Raw genomic sequence first — 18,154 nt, forward strand, 5'->3', positions numbered from 1 at the left:
CGGTTGGAACCTGTCGTACCGTCTCCTCATCATTAAAAATCCGGATAGAACCGGCCTGAAAGGTCAAAAAAAACAGGGAAAAAAGTAAATATAGAATATCATGAATCCTTTGACACAACAAGGGCAGGGTTGTGTGTTTATTCAATAATAGGAATCTTTATGAAGTAGATGATATGCGAGATCGATCCTCCTGAAGGGTTGAAGGTTACACGTGATCAGGATGAAAGAGGATACGGAAGGGCTAAGGTAGGAAAAGAAGTCGGTCCTTGCCCCTGAAAGGGAAGGCCGACTTCTGATCAAAGATCTATTCGGGAGAGGCGAAACCCCGGTTGTTGCGGGGATCTTTTTTATGCCGTGATCAGTTGGTGTCGCGCTCATCTGCATTCGGTCTATTTACCATATGGGCGGCAGTGAAGCAGAGTCGGCTCCACATTTCTTCTCGGATCGGGCCGGTGATTCCGGCGTCATCCAGGGCGGCGGCCATATTGTGGAGCCAGGCTTCCGCCCGTTCCGGTGTGATCGGAAAGGGCAAATGGCGGGCACGCATACGGGGATGACCGTATAATTCCGTGTACAGGGCCGGACCGCCGAAAAACTGGGTGAGAAAACGGCGTTGTTTTTCCATAGTCGGGCGTATATCCTCGGGAAAGAGGGGGGAGAGCAAAGGGTCCTTCTGTACCCGGGGATAAAAGGACTCAACGATCCGTCGAATCGTCGGATCCCCCCCTATCCGCTCATATAAGGTAATCGGTTCAGTCATACGGATCCCTCCGATGGATGGTTCTTAGGTGTGCACCATAGCGTGGAAGGCTCTTTCCACCGCCTTTAGAGTGTGCTCCAAATCTTCCTCCGTATGAGCGGTGGTCAGGAACCAGGCCTCATATTTGGAAGGGGCAAGATAGACACCTTCTGCTAGCATCAGGCGGAAGAAGTGGGCAAAGGATTCGCTGTCTGCCCTTTGGGCTCCGTCGTAGTCAGTAACGGGGGAATCCGTGAAATAAACCGTAAGCGCCCCGGCTTTCCGGTTAACCTGGACAGGGAGGCCTGCTGATTGGGCGTGTTGCAGGATCCCCTCTTCGAGAAGTCGACCTTTCCGGTCCAATTCTTCATAGGTGCCGGGCTCCGCCAATGCTTCCAGGCAGGCGATTCCGGCAGCGATGGAAAGCGGATTACCAGCCATAGTACCCGCTTGGTAAGTGGGGCCTGTGGGAGCCACTTTCTCCATAAGGGACTGCTTCCCGCCGTAAGCACCGATGGGAAGACCTCCTCCGATGATCTTGCCGAGGGCGGTCAGATCAGGTTCCACTCCATACAAAGTTTGTACCCCGCCATAATGGAAACGGAAAGCCGTAATCACTTCGTCGTAAATGACGAGGGAGCCAGCATCATGGGCCTGTCGATTGACGGACTCCAGAAACCCAGGGGCGGGCTCTACAATCCCGAAATTCCCGACTAGGGGCTCTACTAACACGGCGGCTACCTCGTGTCCCCATTTGTCGAGGGCTTCTCCGAGGGCATCCGGATCATTGAAGGGGACGGTGATTACTTCCTGGGCAATACTTTGGGGGATACCAGCGGAATCTGGCGTTCCTAAAGTTGAGGGGCCGGAACCGGCTGCCACCAGGACCAAGTCGGAATGGCCGTGGTAGCATCCCGCAAACTTGATAATCTTATCCCTGCCCGTAACAGCCCGAGCGAGGCGAATCGTGCTCATCACTGCTTCTGTACCGCTGTTGACAAACCGGATTTGTTCCATGGAAGGAATCGCATCCCGCAACATTCGGGCAAAATAGACTTCCTTCTCCGTCGGTGTGCCAAAAAGAACCCCCTCCGTGGCGGTTTCTCGGATGGCTTGAGTAACGCCGGGGTGTGCGTGGCCTAAAATGATGGGGCCGAAAGCGGCCAGGTAGTCGATGTACCGATTGCCGTCCTCATCAAAGAAATGAGCGCCAGCTGCGCTTTTCATATAGACGGGATGCTCCATCCCCACCGCCTTGAAGGAACGGGACGGGCTGTTGACACCCCCGACAATGAGGTCCATCGCTTCTCTATGTAATAATTTCGAACGGGAATGCTCCACGATTACTTCCTCCTTTTTCTCTGACCCTTCTTATTCTATCAAAGAACCCCGCAAAGGGAATATCGCATATATACAGGGGAAACCGGGAATAGATCTACCATTGGAAGTAGGCTTTATCGAAGGGCAGGAGGCACCCTGAGAGACGGAGGAAGGTGGAGACGATCCGAGGGGTGCAGGATGGGATCACCAAAAAAGACGGATAGGCTGGGCTTGCCCGGCTTTTTTGATGGAGTGGCAGAACTCACTAGATAAAGAAGGGGAGAAGGAAGATGATCCATATTGTTAACGGCGATCATTGGGCCGATGTACTGCGCGATTGTGAACCGCTTCGGGGAGAAGTTTTTGTCTGGCGGGAAATGGTCGATTTTGGGCCTTTTTCCCCAGATTGGGATGAAACCGAACAGGCTGGGGCGAGAGCAACTTATTTTGAAGAGCGGCTCGGGATCCCTGCTGGGCAGATGAAGATGGTGCTTACTTATCAGGAGCAACGATTGAAACGGTTGCCGAGCACTTCCCGCATTGTCCTCTGGTTTAAGCCCAATCGTCATGATCAGTTGATGCTCCTGTATCTTCTTTTCCGGATTCGCAACCTGGATCATTCGCGGCTGGAGCTGGTGACGATTCCGGAGGACCTAACGTTGGCAAATGCTTCTCCCCTAGCAGTGGAACGCATTTTTAACGAACGCCTTCCTCTGGGGGTTGAACATTTGGAGGAGGGAGCAGAGGCTTGGCAAGATTATATCTCCCCCGTCCCCAGGGGTATGGTTGAGCGGGCAAGCTGGGAGAACCTGCTTTTCCCTTACCTCGGAGAGGCATTCCAGATGAATATGGAATACTTCCCGTCTCAGCAAAACGGTTTGAATGCAGTGGAAGAGCTTTCTCTTACACTGATCCGGAACGGAGTGGATACATTCCAGAATCTGTTTGGAGAGGTGGCGGCAGCAAGACCGGGGGACGGATTAAATGCAGTCCATTTCGCCGCTATCATTAACGAACTGGGTTCTGCCAACGGTGCTTTATTGGATACCGTTGACGGGCTGTCTGGAAAAGAAGTTCTCGGTGAAAACGATCGGCTGCAACTTACCCCCCTTGGTAAGCGGATCCTGGAAGGAGAAACGGATCGGATCCGAACAACAGGGATCGACTGGTGGGTAGGGGGCGTTCATTTGGCAGAAGACCGTTGGCGACGGGACCAGGATGGATGTTTGGTTGAACAGCAAGTTTAAAGGGATGGTATTTATCAAACTCCCTGGGATGCATATCTTTCCTTTTTGGGAGGAAACTGAAAGGTGAGTACAGGATATCGGTTGAAAGGAGGGAAACCTTTGACGGAAAAAGATATCGAGAGAAACGATTACGAAACGAAAAACGAAGAAAATATCAATAGTAACGTCCAGTTTGCCTATGAACAAAGTGGAGAACTGACGGATATGGATGTAGAAAAAGGCCGTAGGGATATGTCCGAGGAATATGGGGCCGATGCAAAAAAGAACGAGAAGAAGCAATAAAAAACAGCCCGCGTTAACGCGGGCTGTTTTATTAGGAGCAAAAAATGCGGCAAATCAGCCGCACATAAAGAAAGTTGTTCAACCGGCTCCTTTATAAGTACGGCCCGACTTAAGCAGCCAAAGGTGCTGAAAATATTCGGTCACCGCCAGGATAAAGGCTGTAAGCAGGGCTCCAGTCATCGTCACACGGGCCCCTTCAAAGAAGGTTCCGCTGAAGAGAAGAACGAGAACAGCGGCAACGAAGTCCATGGAATTATTGATCCAGAAGACCCCTCTTCGAAGAAAGAGAACTTCCATGAAATGGGCCAATACAGCTAAGATAATTCCAACGATGATCGGTTGTACCCAGTTAGGGTAATAAACCCCCTCAAATAAAAACATGGAGATCCACACAACGAGAGGGCAGATGATTAGTTTGGCAATCAATCCAGCCACTGAGACTCCCCCTTTTTCCACCTTCAGAGTTCCCCCTGAGACAGGATGTTATACATCGCGGGGCACTAGTGGTCGATAGTTGGATGGATCAAAGGAGGGCTGGGCACCCTATTTTCGTTGCATGGTTTAAAAGGGGTGGGAACTTCAATGGATCAGGAAAACCAGAAGGAAAAGAAGACCAAAGAAACAGCGGATGAGGCTGCCTATTTGCAAAAGCAAGTGTACGACGGACCCTTAAGCGCCATGGAAAAGGAAGGAAGACTCAAAGAGTACCCTTCAGAAAGGAAAGACAAGGGAGGGGGCTAAGGTCATTTAAACAGCGATAGTCTGTGGGGATGCCAACGTTGTCAGTGTTTCCGCATCGATCAGCCGAGGCGATCCGTCAAGGATACCTGCCGATTAGCCTATGTAGTGTGGCATAGAAGGAAAGACTATTCTCATCAATCGGGTAAATAGACGATTTTTTAAGCCGCCATAAGCCCCTAGCATTTCACGAGGAGGGATGCGTCGGCTTTTTTGTTGTTGTCCCCATCGATTTTACCTGTACGCTTTCGGGAAGGCTGTGGTATTCTGAAAATGGTGTTTTGTAGACAAATGGAATGGAAATCCATACGATTTTGAAATAAAGCAAGTGGGGGAGAGGGCGTTGTCGTTCTTTACTGTAGGAGAGTATTATCGGGAAACTTATCAAATTGAAAGTGTGGAGTCCTTCTTTGGAGGAGAGTGGGCTGTCGCCTCTTCCAGAGGGGAGCGTTTTTATCTCCAGTACACACCGCTCGCCAAACCGGCACCACCCCGTGCGATCCAACAGTACTTATCATTGGATCAAAAGGAGATTGTACCGTATCTCCAGGTCTATTCCGAAGAGCGTTCCCTGGTTTTTATCCGTCCCTATATCCCTTTTCGGGAACGTCTTCATGAACGGGCGGCACGGGGACCGGTGGATGAAGATCAGGTGTTTCACTGGGTTAAAAGCCTGGCACCAGTAGAACATGTGTTGAAAGAAAAGCCTCTCCGTATGTATACCCTGCTCCACCCTTCCAATATCGGTGTCACGGAGGAAGGGGAGCTCAAAGTCATCGCCTGTGGGGTAGAGGGGCGAACGTTGCCGGAACCGATTTATGATTGGGGAAACCTGATGCTGATGCTGTTAACAGGAAAGGTTTCCGAGGAGCCATTTCAACGCGTTCCGGCGGATGCAGGCCTTTCCAAACCCCTAGGTAAAGCGGTACATAAAAGCTTTAATCGTCATGTCGGGTATGTCATCTCCCAGATTGACTCCTATTTGAAGAAGCGGGATTCCAAAGGATTGTTGGACCAGCTGTTCAAAAAGGGAGAGCAGGACGATTCTTCTACCATTCGGCCAAAAACGGTGGAGGATGGGGGACGTACGATCGAAAAATCGGAACGGCATCCCACGATTCCGCCCACTCCTCCATCCAGTGTCCTGCAACAAAGATTGGAGCAAGCCCGTCAAGCCAAATTGAAGGAAGAAGCAGAACGCCGCGCCCAAGAAGAAGCGGAGCGCCGGAAAGCGGAACACCGTGCCCAAGAAGAGGCAGAGCACCGGGAAGCTGAGCGCCGCGCCCAGGAAGAAGCGGAGCGCCGGGAAGCAGAACGTCGCGCCCAAGAAGAGGTAGAGCGCCGGGAAGCAGAACGCCGCGCCCAAGAAGAGGTAGAGCGCCGGGAAGCGGAACGCCGCGCTCAAGAAGAGGTAGAGCGCCGGGAAGCAGAACGCCGCGCCCAAGAAGAGGTAGAGCGCCGGGAAGCGGAACGCCGCGCTCAAGAAGAGGTAGAGCGCCGGGAAGCAGAACGCCGCGCCCAAGAAGAGGTAGAGCGCCGGGAAGCGGAACGCCGCGCTCAAGAAGAGGCAGAGCGCCGGAAAGCGGAACGCCGCTCCCAGGAAGAAGCGGAGCGCCGGAAAGCGGAACACCGCGCTCAAGAAGAGGCGGAGCGCCGAGAAGCAGAACGCCGCGCCCAAGAAGAGGTAGAGCGCCAGGAAGCGGAACACCGCGCCCAGGAAGAGGCGGAGCGCCGGGAAGCGGAACGCCGCTCCCAGGAAGAAGCGGAACGCCGGAAAGCGGAACGCCGTGCCCAGGAAGAGGCAGAGCGCCGGGAAGCGGAACACCGCGCCCAGGAAGAAGCGGAGCGCCGGGAAGCGGAACACCGCGCCCAGGAAGAGGCGGAGCGCCGGGAAGCGGAACGCCGCGCCCAAGAAGAGGTAGAGCTCCGGGAAGCAGAACGCCGCGCTCAAATAGAGGCGGAGCGCCGGGAAGCGGAACGCCGCGCCCAAGAAGAGGTAGAGCTCCGGGAAGCGGAACACCGCGCCCAGGAAGAGGCGGAGCGCCGGGAAGCGGAACACCGCGCCCAAGAAGAGGCGGAGCTCCGGGAAGCGGAACAGCATACCCGGCCAGAGTCCATTTCGCGGGAGAAAGAACGGGTAGTTGCTGCCGCTCCCGTGGTGAACGGATTGGAAGCGGAGCGGAGAGAACATGATAAGTTGGCCGGTCAGCTAGAGGAATATGTTCGGCATGTGTTTAACCGTCAGGGCTAGGGAAAAACAAAGGAGGACTTCCTGACGATTCCCCAGGGGATGGCTCCCGGATCTCGGGGGCCGCATCGTACTTGGAGCTGCGTCTGGAAGCGCCCGGATGATCTTGTCTGGGGGAATCCATGGCGGAGGTGTGTTCGGATGGCTGAAAACTATCGGATTCAACGAGACTCTCTCGGTGAAGTAAAGGTGCCCGCCAACCGTTTTTATGGGGCACAGACCCAGCGGGCAGTGGAAAATTTCCCGATTAGCGGACTTCGTTTGCCCCGTCATTTTATCCGTGCTCAGGGATTGATAAAAGCTGCCGCCGCTCACGCCCAGCATCGATGTGGAGAGCTGGAGGAAAGATTGGCCCATGCGGTCATCCAGGCAGCAGAAGAAGTGGCTGAGGGCCGCTGGGATGATCATTTTGTCGTCGATGTCTATCAAGCGGGGGCCGGAACTTCGCAGAATATGAACGCCAATGAAGTGATTGCCAGCCGGGCGGCGGAGATTTTAGGCGGCAAGCCGGGGGATATTTCTCTGGTCCATCCCAATGACCATGTTAACCGTGGGCAATCCACCAATGACACGATTCATGTTGCTATCAACATTGCTGCTGCGGAGGAACTGGTTCACGGGCTTCTTCCTGTTACCGATCGTCTGATCCGGACCTTGGAACAGAAGGCGGAAGCGTTCGGGGAGATTGTGAAATCGGGACGAACCCATCTACAAGACGCTGTGCCGATTAAAGTGGGACAGGAACTTTCCGGCCACGCCTACGCCATCCGCTACGCTCGAGAAGGAGTTGAGGAAAGCCTCGCTTTCCTTTATCAGATCGGGCTGGGGGGCAATGCAGTTGGAACAGGGATCAACACTCCTGCCGGTTATGCAGAAACGGCGATAAAAAATATTGCTGAACGGACCGGTCTTCCTTTCAAAGAGCCGGAAAACCGCTTCGCCTTCATGCAGAATACTGGAGCTGCCCTGAAAACGAGTGCCGCTCTGAAGAATCTGGCCGTACACCTCGGCAAACTAGCCAGTGATCTACGCCTTCTTTCCTCGGGCCCTCGAACGGGGTTGGCTGAATTCCGGCTACCACCGGTTCAACCGGGCTCTTCTATTATGCCGGGGAAAGTGAATCCCGTGATGGCGGAAATGATGAATATGATTGTGACCCAGGTAATCGGAAACGATGCCTGTATTACCTCCGCGGGTGAACATGCCCAGTTGGAATTGAATGTCATGATGCCCGTCATCGCCCATAACCTTCTCCACTCGATTACCATCCTTACCAACGGGATGGAGGCCTTTCGGGAACGTTGCCTGGAAGGGTTGGAAGTTGACAAGGAGCGCTGCCAGGAGTTAATGGAGCAGTCCCTCGCCCTTGCAACCGCCCTCAATCCTTTTCTTGGGTATGACCGTGCAGCGGAGGTAGCCAAAAAAGCTTACGCTGAAGGAAAGACGGTTCGTGAAGTCATCCGTGACGAAGGACTTTTGTCAGAAACGGAAATGGATCAGGCAATGGACCCTAACCAAATGATCCCTCCAAAAAAACGTAAATAAAAAGGGGAATCCAAACAAGGAGGTGATTTTTTATGTTCAATAAAGCACTGGCCAGCCTCGGTGTCGGAAATGCCAAGGTGGATACTCGGCTGGAGAGCAATCACTACCAGCCGGGAGACTTGGTACGGGGAGAAGTGATGATCCGGGGAGGCCAAGCCCGTCAGGTGGTGGATGATATTTATCTGTATCTGGTTATCCATTACTTGAAGAATGGAAAGAAAGTGGAACACATCCTTGATAAGTTCCATCTGAGTGAATCCTTTGAAATTCCGGAAAAGGGATACCAGATCATTCCCTTTCAGATCCGGCTCCCGTATCAAACACCGATGTCCTGCGGCCGTTTCCCCATTTACTTAAAGACAGGCTTAGATATCAAGCGAGCAGTGGATCCTACGGACTTGGATCGAATCGAAGTCTTTCCCCATTCGACAGTCGAGCAAGTTCTTGGAGAAATCGAGCGATCCGGTTTTATCATGTATCGCGTGTTTAATGAACATCATCCGGGATCGAAAGCCCTCCCTTTCATCCAAGTATTTCAGTTTAAGCCGGCAGAACGGTATCACGGGTATCTGGACGAACTCAATCTCTATTTCGATGTGGACAACCATGATGTCCAGATGCAAGTAGAGATTCAACGTGGAACCAAGGTGCTGAATACGGCGTTCTCCTGGCAATTGGCTGATCCTGACGGATCGCTCTCCCTAACCAGCGGAGGCCAGAAGCAACACGTGGAAAGCCCTGCGGCCACGATCCAGTCTCTACTCAAAAAATAAACCCGCGGGGAGGAAAAGCCCATGTCACTCTTTTCGAAAGCCTTGGCCAGTCTTGGAGTTGGTAATGCCAAAGTGGATACCCGGCTGCGGCAAACCCAATATCGCCAAGGCGGCCTCATTGAGGGGGAAGTGTATATCCAGGGGGGACAGGTGGAGCAGGAAATCGACGAGATTTACCTATATCTCGTTGTTCTCTACCATCATGATCGGGCTCAACATGAATATATCATGGAGGAGTACCGCCTTTCTGAGGTCTTCACCATTGGCCCTCGCGAAACGAAGGTGATCCCCTTCGAAATTCGCCTTCCCTATGATACGCCGGTTACTACCGGCGGTTGTCCTGTTTACTTGAAAACCGGCCTCGATATTAAAATGGCAGTGGATCCGGATGATACGGACGGCATTGAGATTCTTCCCCATACCTTAGTGGAAAAAGTGCTGGCGGTCGTGGAAAAGGTGGGCTTCCAGCTGGTCGACATCGACTTCGAGTTTGAAAATTACTTTTCCCGGCATCCTTTCATTCAGGAGTTCGAATTTAAGCCCACCGGTGATCTGAGAGGGGTCCTCGACGAGCTGGAAGTGATGTTTTACATCGGCGAAAAAGAAGTAGAGGTCATCATGCAACTAGACCGCCGGGCCACCGATTTGATGACCTCTCTGGAGGAAGCACTGGAGCTGGACAACCGAACCGTTCGGCTGACGGTTCGTGAATCGGATTTGGCCGGGGGGACGGAAGCTTTGCAGAAAAAAATTTCCGACCTCATCCAGCAACATGCGCACTAATCTCTATTGACAATCTCTATGAGGCAGCAGGGAGATCCTGCTGCCTTGCATCTTTTTCGCGATCTTCATATGATAGAGAAGTGGAGTATTGTAGCAGCCTGAGGGAATCGCATCCAGCAGAGCTGCTGATGGATTTTCAGGGTAGTTGAATCTTTCGCGAAGGTTTCGGAAGAGTTTTGGCTTGTTCCGACGGGAGTGATGGATGTGAAGCTAAAAAATAAAACAGCGATTGTTACTGGTGCTGGACGGGGCATCGGAGAAGCCATCGCCTTTGCTTTTGCCAGGGAAGGGGTGGATCTTTTCTTGGTGGGCCGGACCCGTTCCGACCTGGAGAGAGTAGCGGAGGTTGTAGAAAGAGAAGGGCGACGGTGTAAAGTGTTCGCCGCTGATGTCTCCGATGAAGGGGAAGTAAAGGCAGCGGTTCAGGCAGCGGTGGATGCTTTCGGCAAGGTTGACATCCTGGTCAACAACGCCGGGGTCGGCACCTTTAAGTCGATCCGGGAGACTTCCATAGAGGAGTGGAACCGAATACTGGGAGTCAACCTGACAGGGGCTTTTCTTTTCACGCGTGAGGTGCTCGCTTCCATGACGGAACGGGGCCAGGGACAGATTATCAACATCTCTAGCGATGTCGGTACCCGAACCATTCCTCGGGCTTCCGCCTACTGTGCCAGTAAATATGGCTTGGAAGGGTTTACGGGGGTTCTGACTAAGGAAGTTCGGAAGTTAGGCATCAAAGTGGGTGTGATTCGACCGGGGATGACCGATACTTTCTTCAATGAAACCAAACAAGGGGATCCAGCCAAGGAGGGTTGGTTAAAGGCGGAAGATGTAGCAGAAGCCGCGGTTTATATGGCGGCGGCCCCTCGTCATGCCCTTGTGGATGAGATCATGGTCCATCCTGTCATCCAGGAATATTGATCAAAGATAACAACCAGTCACGGCTACCCTGCGAAAGCATCCCGGGCCATGGGATGCTTTTTTGCGAGAGGGATGCAAGGCGTATACCGGGAAGGGGTGAAACCGTTGAAGAGCATTGAAGCAAAGGGTTTGACCAAGGAATTCCGGATGGTCCAAAGTCGAAGCGGGCTTGCTGGCGCCTTCCGGGACCTTTTTAACCGGCAATACCGGACGATTCGTGCAGTGGACGAGATTGATCTTACCATCGAACCAGGTGAGATCGTTGGATATATCGGAGAGAATGGCGCGGGTAAATCAACCACGATCAAGATGCTGACCGGGATCCTTGAACCGACAGCGGGGCACTTAAGGGTGAACGGGTATGATCCGCATCGAGAGAGGGAGAAATTTGTACGGACGATCGGGGTGGTTTTCGGTCAGCGCAGTCAGCTGTGGTGGGACATCGCCGTCCGGGAGTCATTTCGCCTTTTGAAGAAGTTATACCGCGTTCCCGACGATGTTCATGAATGTCATATGAACCGGCTGGTGGAGGTGCTTGATATCGGGAGCTTCCTTGATCAGCCGGTACGGAAACTCTCCCTAGGGCAACGGATGCGATGTGAACTGGCCGCTGCTCTGATCCATCAGCCGCGCCTCTTGTTTCTCGATGAGCCGACGATTGGCCTCGACGTCCTCGTAAAAGAAAATATTCGTCGTTTTCTCAAACAGATCAATCAAGAATACGGGACGACGGTTCTCCTCACCACCCATGACCTTTCCGACATTGAAGCTCTCTGCAGCCGGGTGGTGATGCTGGACAAAGGGAGGGTGATCTATGACGGGGGCTTAAAAGAACTCTCTGTCCAATGGGGAGGCGGCCAGCGAATCCTATTAGAGTTAGAGGAGGATTGGCCCCTCCTCCCCCTCGAGGAAAAAACCCGCGGTCTCTCTGTAGTCTGGACGAAAGAGGGAGAGCGTCGGTATCAGGTTCGTTTGACCGGTCAGGAATCAGGGGTCTCGGAGGTGCTTTCCCGCCTCGTATCTCATGTGACGGTGAAAGAAATTCGAATTGAAGAGTCAACGACAGAGGATATTGTCCGCCGCATTTACCGGGAAGGTGTTCACCATGCTTAGCACTTACCTGGAACTGGTGAGGATCCGTTTTTTGATGATGCTGGCTTATCGAGTCAACTACTACAGCGGTATTATCATCTACAGTCTCAATATCGGGGTGTATTATTTTTTGTGGATGGCCATCTACGGTAGCCAGGGTTCCATCCAGGGCACCAGCGTCTTCCAAATGACCACCTATGTGGCTGTGGCTTGGATGTCTCGGGCTTTTTACTTCAACAACCTGGATCGGGAAATCGCGCAGGAAATCCGTGATGGAACGGTTGCGGTTCAACTGATTCGCCCATACCAATATATCTTAGTCAAGTGTTTTCAGGGGTTGGGGGAGGGCCTATTCCGGCTATTTCTTTTCAGTGTACCAGGAATGGCGATTGTTTCCCTCGTCTTTCCTATCAGTTTGCCGACGGCGTTGGGGCCCTGGGGTTGGTTCAGTCTCAGCCTTGTACTCGCTTTTGTCATTAATTCGCAGATTAACGTTTTGACAGGATTAATGGCTTTTTTCGTTTTGAACAACGCCGGTATGATCCGAGCCAAGCGGGTATTGGTCGATCTTTTTTCCGGCCTAATCATCCCTATCTCTTTCTTCCCCGGCTGGGCCAGGGAGGTGTTGTCCCTACTTCCCTTTCAGGGGATCAGTTATGTCCCCAGCACCATCTTGTCAAAAGGGCTGGGGCAGGGGGAGATCACTTCTTTTCTGTCCGTGCAACTTTTCTGGGGAGTGCTCTTGTGGGTGCCGATCCAACTCCTCTGGATGCAGGCACGTCGTCGGTTGGTTGTTCAAGGAGGGTAAGCTGTGTATCCTTTCCGGCTCTTTACTTATTATTTTGTCCAATATCTGAAGACCCGGTTGGAGTACCGGAGCGATTTTTTTGTTCAGCTAGTGACGGACCTACTGTTCCAGGCTGTCAACCTGATTTTTATTCTGGTGGTCTTTTCCCACACGTCCGACCTTGCCGGGTGGTCCCGGGAGGAAGTTATCTTTATTTACGGGTATTTCCTGGTTCCTTTCGCTGTTTTCGCAGCGTTTTTCAATCTGTGGGACTTTAATGAACGATACATTATTAAAGGGGAGTTGGATCGGGTTCTCACCCGGCCGGTTCACAGCTTGTTGCAGGTGATTATGGAAACGATGACTCCCGAGTCCCTGACCGGGGCGGTGACGGGTGTCGCTGTGATGGGATGGTCTGTCTGGCAGATGGGATTGAATCCGGTCTGGTATGATCCGATCCTTTTCCTCGTGTTTGTCCTCGGCGGGGCGGCTATTTATGGTGGTCTTTACATTATGCTAACCAGCATCAGCCTTTTTTCCGATTCCAAAACAGATATCCAGCCGATTATGTACAATGTGGGAAACTATGGCCGCTATCCGGTCAACATCTACAACAAGGTGATCCAAGGGGTCCTCACTTGGGTTATGCCCTTTGCCTTTGTCGGGTTTTATCCCGCCAGTTTTCTTCTAAAGGATGAACGTTGGCTCGTTTTTGCTCTCTTGACGCCTGTCGTGGGTGTGGTCTGGTTGTTTCTAGGTGTCACGGTATGGAATTACGGGATTCGCCATTATCGGGGAGCGGGAAGCTAAAGGTTCTCCCCCCAAGAAAAAGAACCGGTTCCCTATGGAATCGGTTCTTTTTTTGATTTCGCTGCACAGGCTTGATCAAGGGGTACGGTTTTGGTCAGAGAGATCCCGGTCGTTGTAGAAGTTTTTAGAACGGTAGTACCCGCGTTGATAGTCTCCCAAAGAAACCATAACTCCTTCACTTTTTATGTTTTGGGTCGGATTCACGTTGATGGTATTTCCGTAACCCACGGCTCCGGCACTGGTTATCTCCTGTATTTTCACGTCCTTCAGGTTGTTAATGGTTCCCATTCCGGCATCCCCCTCTATGAAATCAGCAGGTTCCCCCTAGCTTATGCCAATCATCGCCCAAAGGGTGTCTGAGTCGCGAAAAGGATGAATGTTTTTTTATGGCGAATCAGAATCCCCCTTCTGGGGAGGAGGGGCGGTACCCTTTCCTGGTTCTTGTTCGCCGGAAGATGAACTTTCCTTTTTTACAGGAATGGAGGATTTTTCCTCCCAAAACGGCTTCTCTCCGGTTGCTTCCGCCAAATCGATCTGCGAATCCGTCTCGTTTTTCAATTTATCCACGATACCCATGATGCTGTCCTCATCCCCTTTGAGGGTAAGCCCAATATTGAGTGCTCCACTGAGTTGTTCCACGTGTAGCTCCTGCACCTTATAATCGATTTTATCAATCCGCAGAGGCTGTATGGAATCCAGCTTCCGCCGGATTTCTTCGTTTTCTTTCTTTAAAGCCTCAAGCTCCTGTTGCAACTGGTTGATCCGGTCCCATAGATAGGCATACATCTGTTTCACCTCCGGCCTGCAGTCCCCTATCAGTATATGGGGTGGAAAGGGTATTCCATGCCAGGATTGGAAGGCGCCTTTGTTTTCCGGATGACGGGGACAGTGACCCATGGGCCTCCTTGTGAATACAATGGTGGTGGCCGTTTTTCTGCGATGGACCGAAGTACGGTATCCCACGGTAGGGAAAGGGGTCGAATGGAGTGAACGAATCTGCTAACTTTTCAAAATGGAGCCAAATGGCCCGGGATTTTCTCGGGGAGGATTTTTGGTCGGAAGTGTCCGGGATGGGAGAGGGGAAGCATCCTAAAACCGATGTATTGCTGGGAAGGAACGAAGTGATCGTGTTAATGGATCTGCCGGGTGTTGACAACTTGGAAGACGTAGATATCCGTGTCGAGGGGGAAACCCTCTTTGTTAAAGGGACGGTCCCTACCCCCTATACGAAATGTGATCGCTTGGTGAGCGAATGCTTCCGAGGGGCCTTTGAACGGGTCATTCCGCTTGGTCGGGTGGTCAGTCGGCGTCAGGGCAGTGCCCGTTACCGCAGGGGTGTCTTGGAAATCCGGTTGCCCATGATTTCCTCTACAGGTGATGACAGGCGCATCCGGGTATCAGATTCTTAAGGCTGGGCACATCTACCAGGTTAGGCACATAGGATGAGGTGGCAACGGGAGGAGATCGATCTATGGGAACGTTGAACAACATCTTCAATTTGAAAATCCAGAACGTGTCCGGACCGGGCTCCCTCAACTTTGGTAACGCCCTTAACATCGGGGCGGAATCGAATGAAAAAGGAGTGGGCGGCTCCTCATTGATTGGAGATTTCGGAAAAACAGTGACTATTGAAGGGAATGGCTACCTCGATACGGATGTGGCGGATCAAAACCGTGGCCCCCTTTGACGTTCTATTGAATGAATGGTTCGTCCGCCTCGCCCATGAGGGCCGGGTGCGCTAGACAGTTCCCTTGAGTCGGACCAGGCCGGATCCTGCGGGGAGGATCGATGATGGCGACAATCAACAATGTCAATATCCTGAAGATCGCCGCTGTCACCGGAGCGGGTTCCGTCAATTTTGGCAACACGATTAACATCGGGGCGGAAAGCAATTCCAAAGCGGTAGGCACTTCATCGGTCATCGGGGATTATGGACGGAACGCCAACAATGGAGATAACATCTACAACGATCATGATCTGATTGATCAAGGAAGGATTGGTTGATAAGGGGGAGATCCGATTGTTCCGTATCTGCATTCACAAAATCAAAGTAACGTCCATCTCTGATGTAGGTTCCCTCAACATCGGCACGACGCTTAATGCGGTTTTACGAAGAGAGAGAGCACCTTCCCCTCCAAGAGAGGAACCGCCCACGCCAACGCCCCCAGGTGTCCCCCCAGCGTCCCCGGGTGTCCCCCCGTCCCCGGGTGCCTGATTGGAGAGTCGAGAGAGGCATCCATTTTTTGCTGAAGGTAGAGGGAGGTATTCCATTGTTCTATCCGCTGCTTTCTTACTCCCTACATCCCGGTTTTTTTCGTGATCCGCTCAGAGGAAGGTATTTCGCCCAAGTGGTTCCGCCGATCGTACCTCCCCCCGTAATTCCGTCGCCACCTCCGATAACCCCAATTCCTATGCCGCCTGCTCCTATACCCCCGAGTGTGCCCTATCCCCCTATCCCTCCCTATAGGAGACATAGATGGCCTGTTATATAATGGGGGAGAGCCGACAAAAAGAACGGGGCGGGATGATTCATGGAGAACAACGTGTTAATCATTGAAGATGAGGAAAACCTGTCGCGTTTTCTGGAGTTGGAATTTCGGCATGAAGGCTGGACGGTGGAAACGGCGACTAAAGGGCGTGGAGGGCTTGCTAAAGCGTTGAGTGGGACGTGGGCGGTGATCATTCTGGATGTCATGCTGCCTGATCTAAGCGGGCTGGAGGTGTGCCGACGCATTCGGAGCGAAAGCAGAGTGCCTGTGATTATGCTGACCGCTCGGGATGCCATTCCCGACCGGGTGAGTGGTCTGGACGCCGGTGCGGATGATTACTTAACCAAACCCTTCGCTATTGAAGAGCTGTTTGCCCGGGTGAGGGCTCTATTGCGGAGAAACCATCCGGAGCCGGGAGATACCCTGGTCAACGGGCCCTGTCGCTTGCTCTTGGAGCAGAGACGGGCTCTTTGCCATGGGAAAGAAGTTCGCCTGACCACCCGGGAATTCGACCTTTTCGTATTTTTGATGCAAAACTTGGACCGGGTTATGGGCCGGGAACAGATCTTAGAACAAGTTTGGGGATTTGAGTATACCGGTGATACCAACCTAGTCGATGTTTATATTCGATACCTGCGAAGCAAGTTATCCGAGGCGGAAGTGACGGATCTGATTGAGACGGTCCGGGGGGTCGGATACGTGATCCGCCGTGTGGATCATGCCTATTAAATGGAGATTAGCCTTGTTGTCCGCTCTAATGCTGATCGTCATCTTGTTTCTGTTTCATATTTTCGTGTACAAGATATTCCATAATATGGTTATCGAGACGGAGCAACGCGTATTGCACCAAAAACTATCTACTCTGACCGATATCTACAAGAGCGGGGACGACGAGGAATGGGAATTGAGGAACTGGCTTTCGAGCTGGCTGCGCCCATTTGTGGACGAGGGACAGGCGTTTCGTGTCATTTCCAATGGACGAATCGAATGGGAAGTCAACCGTGGGATTCCACAGGATGTTTTTCTAAAGCCGAATGATCCCCGTAGTTCGGTTACGGAAGTGTGGAAAGGGGGAAGGAAGGACGTCTCTGTTTTGGCTCTCCCTCTCTCCAAAGGCAAAGAGGGAAGGGTGGAGCTGTATACCGACTTCACCTCTCTCAATCGTTACCTGGATACGATGTTGACAGCCTTGATGATTGGTTCCTCAATCTTGTTAGTGGCTGTCGCGGCTGGTGGTTACCTGATGTCCAGCATTGCTCTCAACCCGGTTAAGCGGACCATCCGGACGGTTCGGGAATTGGATCCCGCCCGCCTGGAAAGTCGTCTCCATGTTCCTGACACCAATGATGAGATCGAGGAACTTTCTCGTACGTTCAACCGGCTGTTGGATCGCATTTACCACATGATGGAACAACAGCGGCGTTTTACGGCTGATGCTTCCCATGAGTTGAAAACGCCTGTCTCTGTGATTCGCGGCTATGTCAACCTTCTCAACCGATGGGGAAAAGAAAACCCTCAGGTGTTGAAGGAGGCATTGGAGGCGATTGACCAGGAGACAGATCGAATCGAGCGGATGACAGGCCGTCTTCTAAGCCTCGCCCGACTGGAAGGGGAGGCTCCTCCCCAGAAAGTGGAACTGACGGATCTGATCCCGATTACGCGGGAGCGTGTTCGGCGGTGGCAACAGATTTATACGGGTCGGGAGGTCACTTTTATCGAAGACGGCGCCATCTACACCTGCATCCCCCGCTCTGATTGGGAGGAGTTGGTAGATATCCTGTTGGATAATGCCGGCAAGTACTCAACGGAGAACACCCCGGTCACGGTTACCCTGAAAAGAGAAGGGAATCATGTTCTCTTCACCGTCCGTGATGCCGGTGTTGGTATTCCGGAAAAAGAGCTGAATCGGGTATTTGAGCGGTTTTACCGGACGGAACAAAGCCGGGGGAAAAAGAAGTCTGGAAGTGGGCTGGGGCTGTCTATCGCCCAGAGGATTGTTCAATTGCACGAAGGGGAAATCACGATTGACAGCAGGGTGGGAGAATGGACAGAAGTGAAAGTACGGTTGCCTCTGAAGTGAATATCTTCTCTTAGAGAATTCTAATCTCCCCTTTATAGAATGCGAGCGGGAAAACCCAGCCCTTTAGAGTTGGGATGAAAGCGAGCGTCGGACGAGGGAGGGCTTGCCCCCTCTCTCGCAAGTCCGACAATTCCAAGGTAGAATATGGTTAAAAGGAGGTGATTCAGTGATCCGCACCTATAAATTCAAGTTAGTTCCCACCACCGAGCAAAGGGAGAAGATTGAGTGGGGTCTGGGCATGTGCCGATGGCTATACAATGCCATGCTGGAACAACGTCGCTTCGCTTATAAGAGACGAGG

The 18,154-nt window shown here is 52.4% G+C and carries 22 protein-coding genes; 17 read left to right on the plus strand and 5 right to left on the minus strand.

Annotated elements, in window-relative coordinates; genetic code table 11:
- Nucleotides 1-358: 358 nt before the first annotated feature.
- Both ACFOUO_RS12835 and ACFOUO_RS12840 read right to left on the minus strand, forming a co-directional pair.
- Nucleotides 359-760: a globin domain-containing protein gene (locus ACFOUO_RS12835; protein WP_380705510.1), complete on the minus strand. Its 402-nt coding sequence runs from the start codon at nt 758-760 to the stop codon at nt 359-361.
- A 24-nt stretch (nt 761-784) separates the two neighbouring features.
- Nucleotides 785-2,080, minus strand: coding sequence for a glutamate-1-semialdehyde 2,1-aminomutase (locus ACFOUO_RS12840; RefSeq protein ID WP_380705511.1), 1,296 nt, complete (start codon nt 2,078-2,080; stop codon nt 785-787).
- A gap of 269 nt (nt 2,081-2,349) precedes the next feature.
- On the opposite strand from ACFOUO_RS12840, the gene ACFOUO_RS12845 reads away from it, so the two are divergent.
- Both ACFOUO_RS12845 and ACFOUO_RS12850 read left to right on the plus strand, forming a co-directional pair.
- A complete protein-coding gene (locus ACFOUO_RS12845) occupies nt 2,350-3,306 on the plus strand; it encodes a DUF1835 domain-containing protein (protein WP_380705512.1) in 957 nt (318 codons plus the stop codon).
- A 99-nt stretch (nt 3,307-3,405) separates the two neighbouring features.
- The gene (locus tag ACFOUO_RS12850) at nt 3,406-3,588 is read left to right on the plus strand and encodes a hypothetical protein (protein ID WP_380705513.1); all 183 of its coding nucleotides are present in this window, start codon (nt 3,406-3,408) and stop codon (nt 3,586-3,588) included.
- 78 nt (nt 3,589-3,666) lie between these two features.
- Here ACFOUO_RS12850 and ACFOUO_RS12855 read toward each other — a convergent pair whose 3' ends face one another.
- Nucleotides 3,667-4,023 (minus strand): hypothetical protein, encoded by a 357-nt coding sequence (locus ACFOUO_RS12855; RefSeq protein WP_380705514.1) that lies wholly within the window; start codon nt 4,021-4,023, stop codon nt 3,667-3,669.
- 147 nt (nt 4,024-4,170) lie between these two features.
- On the opposite strand from ACFOUO_RS12855, the gene ACFOUO_RS12860 reads away from it, so the two are divergent.
- The 9 genes from ACFOUO_RS12860 to ACFOUO_RS12900 all read left to right on the plus strand — a co-directional run bounded on the left by ACFOUO_RS12860 (nt 4,171) and on the right by ACFOUO_RS12900 (nt 13,285).
- Nucleotides 4,171-4,329, plus strand: a complete 159-nt coding sequence (locus tag ACFOUO_RS12860; protein ID WP_380705515.1) for a hypothetical protein — start codon at nt 4,171-4,173, stop codon at nt 4,327-4,329.
- Between the two features lie 340 nt (nt 4,330-4,669).
- A complete protein-coding gene (locus tag ACFOUO_RS12865) occupies nt 4,670-6,577 on the plus strand; it encodes a hypothetical protein (RefSeq protein WP_380705516.1) in 1,908 nt (635 codons plus the stop codon).
- Nucleotides 6,578-6,715: 138 nt separating this feature from the next.
- A complete protein-coding gene (locus tag ACFOUO_RS12870) occupies nt 6,716-8,119 on the plus strand; it encodes a class II fumarate hydratase (RefSeq protein ID WP_380705517.1) in 1,404 nt (467 codons plus the stop codon).
- 32 nt (nt 8,120-8,151) lie between these two features.
- Nucleotides 8,152-8,892 (plus strand): sporulation protein, encoded by a 741-nt coding sequence (locus ACFOUO_RS12875; protein WP_380705518.1) that lies wholly within the window; start codon nt 8,152-8,154, stop codon nt 8,890-8,892.
- 21 nt (nt 8,893-8,913) lie between these two features.
- Entirely contained in the window at nt 8,914-9,675 is a 762-nt protein-coding gene (locus tag ACFOUO_RS12880) for a sporulation protein (RefSeq protein ID WP_380705519.1), read from the plus strand.
- A gap of 204 nt (nt 9,676-9,879) precedes the next feature.
- The gene (locus tag ACFOUO_RS12885) at nt 9,880-10,596 is read left to right on the plus strand and encodes an SDR family oxidoreductase (RefSeq protein ID WP_380705520.1); all 717 of its coding nucleotides are present in this window, start codon (nt 9,880-9,882) and stop codon (nt 10,594-10,596) included.
- 105 nt (nt 10,597-10,701) lie between these two features.
- On the plus strand, nt 10,702-11,709 hold the full coding sequence (locus ACFOUO_RS12890; RefSeq protein ID WP_380705521.1) for an ABC transporter ATP-binding protein: 1,008 nt from the start codon (nt 10,702-10,704) through the stop codon (nt 11,707-11,709).
- The gene (locus ACFOUO_RS12895; protein ID WP_380705522.1) at nt 11,702-12,496 is read left to right on the plus strand and encodes an ABC transporter permease; all 795 of its coding nucleotides are present in this window, start codon (nt 11,702-11,704) and stop codon (nt 12,494-12,496) included. Before ACFOUO_RS12890 ends, ACFOUO_RS12895 begins: the two co-directional genes overlap by 8 nt.
- A 3-nt stretch (nt 12,497-12,499) precedes the next feature.
- Nucleotides 12,500-13,285, plus strand: coding sequence for an ABC transporter permease (locus ACFOUO_RS12900; protein WP_380705523.1), 786 nt, complete (start codon nt 12,500-12,502; stop codon nt 13,283-13,285).
- A 75-nt stretch (nt 13,286-13,360) separates the two neighbouring features.
- Here ACFOUO_RS12900 and ACFOUO_RS12905 read toward each other — a convergent pair whose 3' ends face one another.
- Entirely contained in the window at nt 13,361-13,573 is a 213-nt protein-coding gene (locus tag ACFOUO_RS12905; RefSeq protein ID WP_380705524.1) for a spore germination protein, read from the minus strand.
- Nucleotides 13,574-13,669: 96 nt separating this feature from the next.
- The gene (gene gerPC, locus ACFOUO_RS12910; protein WP_380705525.1) at nt 13,670-14,071 is read right to left on the minus strand and encodes a spore germination protein GerPC; all 402 of its coding nucleotides are present in this window, start codon (nt 14,069-14,071) and stop codon (nt 13,670-13,672) included.
- Nucleotides 14,072-14,271: 200 nt separating this feature from the next.
- Between gerPC and ACFOUO_RS12915 the strand changes: the two genes are divergently transcribed.
- The 6 genes from ACFOUO_RS12915 to ACFOUO_RS12940 form a co-directional block, all read left to right on the plus strand.
- Nucleotides 14,272-14,694: an Hsp20/alpha crystallin family protein gene (locus ACFOUO_RS12915; protein ID WP_380705526.1), complete on the plus strand. Its 423-nt coding sequence runs from the start codon at nt 14,272-14,274 to the stop codon at nt 14,692-14,694.
- 62 nt (nt 14,695-14,756) lie between these two features.
- Nucleotides 14,757-14,972: a spore germination protein gene (locus ACFOUO_RS12920; protein WP_380705527.1), complete on the plus strand. Its 216-nt coding sequence runs from the start codon at nt 14,757-14,759 to the stop codon at nt 14,970-14,972.
- 104 nt (nt 14,973-15,076) lie between these two features.
- Nucleotides 15,077-15,289, plus strand: coding sequence for a spore germination protein (locus ACFOUO_RS12925; RefSeq protein WP_380705528.1), 213 nt, complete (start codon nt 15,077-15,079; stop codon nt 15,287-15,289).
- A 527-nt stretch (nt 15,290-15,816) separates the two neighbouring features.
- Nucleotides 15,817-16,503: a response regulator transcription factor gene (locus tag ACFOUO_RS12930; protein ID WP_380705529.1), complete on the plus strand. Its 687-nt coding sequence runs from the start codon at nt 15,817-15,819 to the stop codon at nt 16,501-16,503.
- A gap of 16 nt (nt 16,504-16,519) precedes the next feature.
- Nucleotides 16,520-17,854: a sensor histidine kinase gene (locus ACFOUO_RS12935; RefSeq protein ID WP_380705530.1), complete on the plus strand. Its 1,335-nt coding sequence runs from the start codon at nt 16,520-16,522 to the stop codon at nt 17,852-17,854.
- Between the two features lie 166 nt (nt 17,855-18,020).
- Nucleotides 18,021-18,154: helix-turn-helix domain-containing protein (locus ACFOUO_RS12940; protein ID WP_380705581.1), on the plus strand; the 134-nt coding region annotated here is incomplete at its 3' end.

Source organism: Salinithrix halophila (genome assembly GCF_042650125.1).
Classification (GTDB): Bacteria; Bacillota; Bacilli; order Thermoactinomycetales; family DSM-45169; genus Salinithrix; species Salinithrix halophila.

Coding starts and splice junctions, on each gene's coding strand:
- ACFOUO_RS12835 (WP_380705510.1), bottom strand. CDS start 760: ATGACTGAACCGATTACCTTATATGAGCGGATAGGGGGGGATCCGACG.
- ACFOUO_RS12845 (WP_380705512.1), top strand. CDS start 2,350: ATGATCCATATTGTTAACGGCGATCATTGGGCCGATGTACTGCGCGAT.
- ACFOUO_RS12860 (WP_380705515.1), top strand. CDS start 4,171: ATGGATCAGGAAAACCAGAAGGAAAAGAAGACCAAAGAAACAGCGGAT.
- ACFOUO_RS12870 (WP_380705517.1), top strand. CDS start 6,716: ATGGCTGAAAACTATCGGATTCAACGAGACTCTCTCGGTGAAGTAAAG.
- ACFOUO_RS12875 (WP_380705518.1), top strand. CDS start 8,152: ATGTTCAATAAAGCACTGGCCAGCCTCGGTGTCGGAAATGCCAAGGTG.
- ACFOUO_RS12880 (WP_380705519.1), top strand. CDS start 8,914: ATGTCACTCTTTTCGAAAGCCTTGGCCAGTCTTGGAGTTGGTAATGCC.
- ACFOUO_RS12895 (WP_380705522.1), top strand. CDS start 11,702: ATGCTTAGCACTTACCTGGAACTGGTGAGGATCCGTTTTTTGATGATG.
- ACFOUO_RS12905 (WP_380705524.1), bottom strand. CDS start 13,573: ATGGGAACCATTAACAACCTGAAGGACGTGAAAATACAGGAGATAACC.
- gerPC (WP_380705525.1), bottom strand. CDS start 14,071: ATGTATGCCTATCTATGGGACCGGATCAACCAGTTGCAACAGGAGCTT.
- ACFOUO_RS12920 (WP_380705527.1), top strand. CDS start 14,757: ATGGGAACGTTGAACAACATCTTCAATTTGAAAATCCAGAACGTGTCC.
- ACFOUO_RS12925 (WP_380705528.1), top strand. CDS start 15,077: ATGGCGACAATCAACAATGTCAATATCCTGAAGATCGCCGCTGTCACC.
- ACFOUO_RS12930 (WP_380705529.1), top strand. CDS start 15,817: ATGGAGAACAACGTGTTAATCATTGAAGATGAGGAAAACCTGTCGCGT.